Source organism: Paenalicyclobacillus cellulosilyticus (genome assembly GCF_014647315.1).
In the GTDB taxonomy this organism is placed as follows: domain Bacteria; phylum Bacillota; class Bacilli; order Alicyclobacillales; family Alicyclobacillaceae; genus Alicyclobacillus_J; species Alicyclobacillus_J cellulosilyticus.
This window is the reverse complement of the sequence record NZ_BMOY01000067.1, coordinates 1-4,436: the sequence shown is the minus strand read 5'-3', so window position 1 is coordinate 4,436 and position 4,436 is coordinate 1. Positions and strand designations below refer to the sequence as shown.

Annotated in this window: 6 protein-coding genes; all 6 read left to right on the top strand. The window is 67.3% G+C overall.

Annotated features, from left to right (window positions below):
- On the top strand, window positions 1-432 hold a 432-nt coding region (metG, locus tag IEX97_RS12675), incomplete at its 5' end, for a methionine--tRNA ligase subunit beta (protein WP_188883474.1).
- Window position 433: 1 nt separating this feature from the next.
- Window positions 434-1,210 (top strand): TatD family hydrolase, encoded by a 777-nt coding sequence (locus IEX97_RS12670; RefSeq protein ID WP_188883473.1) that lies wholly within the window; start codon window positions 434-436, stop codon window positions 1,208-1,210.
- Window positions 1,207-1,788, top strand: a complete 582-nt coding sequence (locus IEX97_RS12665; RefSeq protein WP_188883472.1) for a ribonuclease M5 — start codon at window positions 1,207-1,209, stop codon at window positions 1,786-1,788. Before IEX97_RS12670 ends, IEX97_RS12665 begins: the two co-directional genes overlap by 4 nt.
- Window positions 1,785-2,675 (top strand): 16S rRNA (adenine(1518)-N(6)/adenine(1519)-N(6))-dimethyltransferase RsmA, encoded by an 891-nt coding sequence (rsmA, locus tag IEX97_RS12660; protein WP_188883471.1) that lies wholly within the window; start codon window positions 1,785-1,787, stop codon window positions 2,673-2,675. Before IEX97_RS12665 ends, rsmA begins: the two co-directional genes overlap by 4 nt.
- A 70-nt stretch (window positions 2,676-2,745) precedes the next feature.
- Window positions 2,746-3,228 carry a ribonuclease H-like YkuK family protein gene (locus IEX97_RS12655; protein ID WP_188883470.1) on the top strand — a complete coding sequence of 161 codons (483 nt, stop codon included), beginning with the start codon at window positions 2,746-2,748 and terminating at the stop codon, window positions 3,226-3,228.
- A 187-nt stretch (window positions 3,229-3,415) separates the two neighbouring features.
- Entirely contained in the window at window positions 3,416-4,276 is an 861-nt protein-coding gene (gene yabG / locus IEX97_RS12650; protein WP_188883469.1) for a sporulation peptidase YabG, read from the top strand.
- Window positions 4,277-4,436 lie beyond the last annotated feature (160 nt).

The following is a 4,436-nucleotide window of genomic DNA, read 5'->3' as shown; positions in this document are numbered from 1 at the left end:
GGTGGGAACGGGAACGGCTTGGGTGATGCGGTCGCGGGCGCGGCCGGCCGCCGGGATACGGCAGTGCCGCCCGCCGACAGCGCGGCCGGCAGCGCGGCGGCCGGCAAGCCAATCATCGGGATCGAACAGTTCGACCAGGTGGAGATGCGGGTGGCGCAGGTGGTGGCGGCGGAGCGCATCCCGGGCGCCGACAAGCTGCTGCGCCTTGAGGTCGATCTCGGCGGCGAGCGGCGGCAGATTGTCTCCGGCATCGCGCAACACTACGCGCCGGAGGCGCTCCTGGGCCGTAAGGTGGTGGTGGTGACCAATCTCAAACCCGCGAAGCTGCGGGGGGTGATGTCGTACGGCATGGTGCTCGCGGCGTCGGCAGGCGACCGGCTGCAACTGGTGACGGTCCCGGACGACATGCCGAACGGGGCGGAGGTGCGCTAGCGTGCTCATCGACACCCACTGCCACCTCAACGACGACCGTTTCCGGGACGACCTCGACGAGGTGCTGCGCCGGGCGGAAGCGGCGGGCGTGGCGGCCGTCGTCGTCCCGGGCGTCGACGTCGCCTCTTCGGAGCGCGCCATCGCGCTCGCCGAGCGCTATCCGCAGGTGTTTGCCGCCGTCGGCATTCACCCGGAGGCGCTCGACCGGGTGACGGAACGGGACTTTGCCGCCATCGCCGCCTTGGCGGATCATCCGAAGGTGGTGGCCATCGGCGAGGTGGGGCTCGACTACTACTGGAACGTGGCGCCGCCGGAGGTGCAACAGGAGGCGTTTCGCCGCCAGATGGTGCTCGCGCGGGAAAAGCGGCTGCCGGTCATCGTGCACAACCGGGATGCCACGGAAGATACGGTCCGCCTCATCGAGGAGATGCGCCATCCCGATACGTTCGGCGTGATGCACTGTTTTACGGAAAACATCGAGATCGCGCGGCGGTGCATCGCGGCAGGGTTTTACATTTCCTATGCAGGGCCCGTCACGTTCAAGAACGCGGACAGGGTGCGCGCGACGGCGGCGCAGGTGCCGCTTGTGCGGATGGTCGTCGAGACGGACGCGCCGTATCTGACCCCCCATCCGTTCCGCGGGCGGCGCAATGAGCCCGGGCACGTGCGGTTGGTGGCGGAACGGCTCGCAGACGTGCGCGGCTTGGCGCTGGCGGACTTGGCGCACACGCTCACCGACAATGCGCGGCGGCTGTTTCCGCGCCTGACGCTGCCATGAACGGCGGCAACGCCGCGCGGCCGCGCATCGCCGAGTTGGTGGTCGTCGAGGGATTGCACGACAAGCAGGCGGTGCAACGCGCGGTCGACGCCGACGTGTGGGTGCTCGGCGGCGAACGTATCCCGCGCCACGTCATCCAGGAGTTGCGGCGGGCGGCGGCGGTGCGCGGGATCATCGTGCTCACCGACCCGGACGGTCCGGGTGAGCGCATCCGTCGGCGCCTCGATGGGCTCATTCCCGGTTGCCGCCACGCGTTTGTCCCGCGCAGCCGGGCGGTGAGCGCCCGCGGCGTGGGCATCGAACATGCCGATCCCGCCGTCATCCGCGCGGCGTTGGTACGGGCGGGATCGCGGCCGGAGGCGGACGCCGCGGCGCCACGGTTCACGCTGGCGGACTTGGCCGCCGCCGGCCTGGTGGCAGGTCCGCACGCGGCCGCCCGCCGGCGGGCGGTGGGGGAGTGGCTCGGCATCGGCTACGGCAATGCGAAGGCGTTTGTACACAAACTGAATGCGCTCGGCGTCGGCCGCGAAGAGTGGGACGCGGCGGTCCGCCGGGCCTTGGCGGAGGATGGGCCATGACGACGCAGCCGCTGTCCAACCCGTTTGCGCTTGCGGATCCGGCGGTCCTCAAAGGCTTGTTGCGGCGCCACGGGTTCACGTGGAAGAAGCGGCTCGGCCAGAATTTTTTGATCGACGCCCGGGTGCTGGCACGATTGATCGATGCGGCCGAGCTGCGGCCGGACGACGGCGTGTTTGAGGTCGGACCGGGCGCGGGCGTGGTGACGCGTCTGGCGGCGACGCGGGCGCGGCGGGTGGTGGCGGTGGAAAAAGACGCTTGCCTGCGGCCGGTCCTTGCCGAAGTCCTCGCCGGTCTCCCGCACGTCGAGGTGGTGTTCGCCGACGTGCTCAAGCTCCGCCTGCCCGACGTCTGGGGCCGGTTTCACGATTGCGCCGGTGTGAAGGTCATCGCCAATCTCCCGTACTACGTGACCACGCCGATCCTCTTCCACCTTCTTGAAGCCGGTGTGCGCATGGACAGCATCGTCGTGATGGTGCAACGCGAGGTCGCGCAGCGTTTGGCTGCAGCACCTGGCAGCAAGGACTACGGGGCGCTCTCGGTGGCGGTCCAATACCGCTGTTCGGTCGAGCGGGTGTTGCAGGTGCGGGCGGGCGCTTTTCTGCCGCCGCCGGAGGTGGATTCGGCGGTCGTCCGCCTGCGCGTCCGCGGTGAGCCGCCGGTGGCGGTGCGGGATGAGCAGATGTTTTTCCGCGTCGTGCGGGCGGCGTTCGCCACCCGGCGCAAGACGCTCGCCAACGCGCTCACCGGCGGCCTGGAGTGGAGCAAGGAACTTTGTGCGGCGGTCCTCGCCCGCGCCGGCGTGGACGGCGGGCGGCGGGGCGAGACGCTGTCGCTTCAGGAATTCGCCGCCGTCGCCGACGCGTGGGCGGCGTTGACGGCGACTTAATCGCGCCAGGCAAAATACTGCGCCTGGCCGGTCCACATGCTGAACGCCAGGCGCAAGGGGGCGGTTCGGCATGTGGACGTTCATGAGCCCGACGCGCGGAACCATGAATTTGGACGACGTGGCGGCCGACATCACGGCACAGGTAGCACGGTATCCGCAGGATGTCTTCAAGATCATGGTCGGCACCGATTCGCAACCCAAGTGGGGAGAGCGGGCTGTGGTGTTCGTCACCGCGGTCATCGTCCACCGGGTGGGCCATGGCGGGACGTATTACGTCCATCGCGAACGCCAGCCGTACATCCCGTCGCTGCGTCAGCGGATGTTCATGGAGGCGTCCTACTCTCTGCAGGTGGGCACCGCGCTCGAAGAAGCACTTCTGCGGGCCGGGCTGGAGCTGAGCATCGAGGTGCACCTCGACGTCGGCGATCACGGAGAGACCAAGCAGTGGATCCGCGAGATTGTCGCATGGATCACGGCGAACGGCTACGAGGCGCGCGTCAAACCTGATTCGTTCGGGGCGTCCAAGGTGGCTGACCGTTACACCAAGCAGTGATCCGTCAAGGGGCAGTGATCTGTCAAGGGATGCGGGAAGCACACCTCCTGTTCCCTGTACATATGCTGGGGTGACGACCGTCCGGGGACGCCCGCGCACGGGCACGGTCCGGCGGACGCCGCCGGGCGTTTGGCCCGCGTGGGGGTGCAAGCCGCGCGGTACCGTCGTGCGGGAGGAGGCTCCAGCAGTGTGGCAGGTTGGGGATGTGGTCACACGCAAGTCGTACGGCAGAGACCTGTGCTTCGTCATCGTGGAGCTGGACGAGGAGGCCCAGGTGGCCATCCTCAAGGGGATTGACGTCCGGTTGATGGCCGACGCGCCGTTCTCCGATCTCGAACGCCTGACGGACGACGAGCGCCGGCAGTTCGAGATGCGCTACCACCGCGTCGCGGACGAGTGCATGCGCCTCATTCAGACGCGGCGGGCCATCGAGATGGAGAAACGGGCGTTGCGCAAGGAGGCCCGCTTTCAGTCGAGCCCTGATTTTTTTGAGCGGCCCGGACGAGTTCTCCACTTGGACGGGGATGGCACCTACCTGCAAAAGTGCCTCAACATGTACCGGGAACTCGGCATCCGGGCGTTCGGCCACCACGTGCGGGAGACGGAGATGCCAAACGTCGTCTGCGACCTGTTGGAACGCTACACACCCGACATCCTCATCATCACCGGTCACGACGGGGTGATTCGCAAGGGCAAGGACCTGGCGAATCTCTCCAATTACCGGAACTCGGGCCATTTCGTCCGCGCCGTGCAAAACGCCCGCCGCTACGCGCGCAGCATGGATGACCTCATCATCATCGCCGGCGCCTGCCAATCCCACTTTGAGGCCATCCTTGAGGCCGGCGCGAACTTCGCCAGTTCACCGCAACGGATTATGATCCACGCCCTCGATCCGGTCTTCATCGCGGAGAAGATTGCCTACACGCCCATCAACGAGACCGTGAACGTCTACGACGTGGTACGCTCCACCTACACCGGCACCGACGGCATCGGGGGTTTGGAGTCGCGCGGCAAGTACCGCCTCGGCCTGCCGAAGCTCGTGTATTGACACAGGTGCCGAACGCGAGTCCCGCCGGTCCGCCCGCCGCTTTGCCGCGCTTTTGGGCGGCGGAACCAGGCAACCCTTTACCATGCCCACGTGTCAACTCACGAAAAAATCTAACCCAAGGGGAAGTGGATCACTCATATGAAAATCAAACTATTTGACC

Excerpts from the sequence above, each read along its gene's own strand:
- IEX97_RS12655 (WP_188883470.1), top strand. The coding sequence starts at position 2,746 with ATGTGGACGTTCATGAGCCCGACGCGCGGAACCATGAATTTGGACGAC.
- IEX97_RS12665 (WP_188883472.1), top strand. The coding sequence starts at position 1,207 with ATGAACGGCGGCAACGCCGCGCGGCCGCGCATCGCCGAGTTGGTGGTC.
- rsmA (WP_188883471.1), top strand. The coding sequence starts at position 1,785 with ATGACGACGCAGCCGCTGTCCAACCCGTTTGCGCTTGCGGATCCGGCG.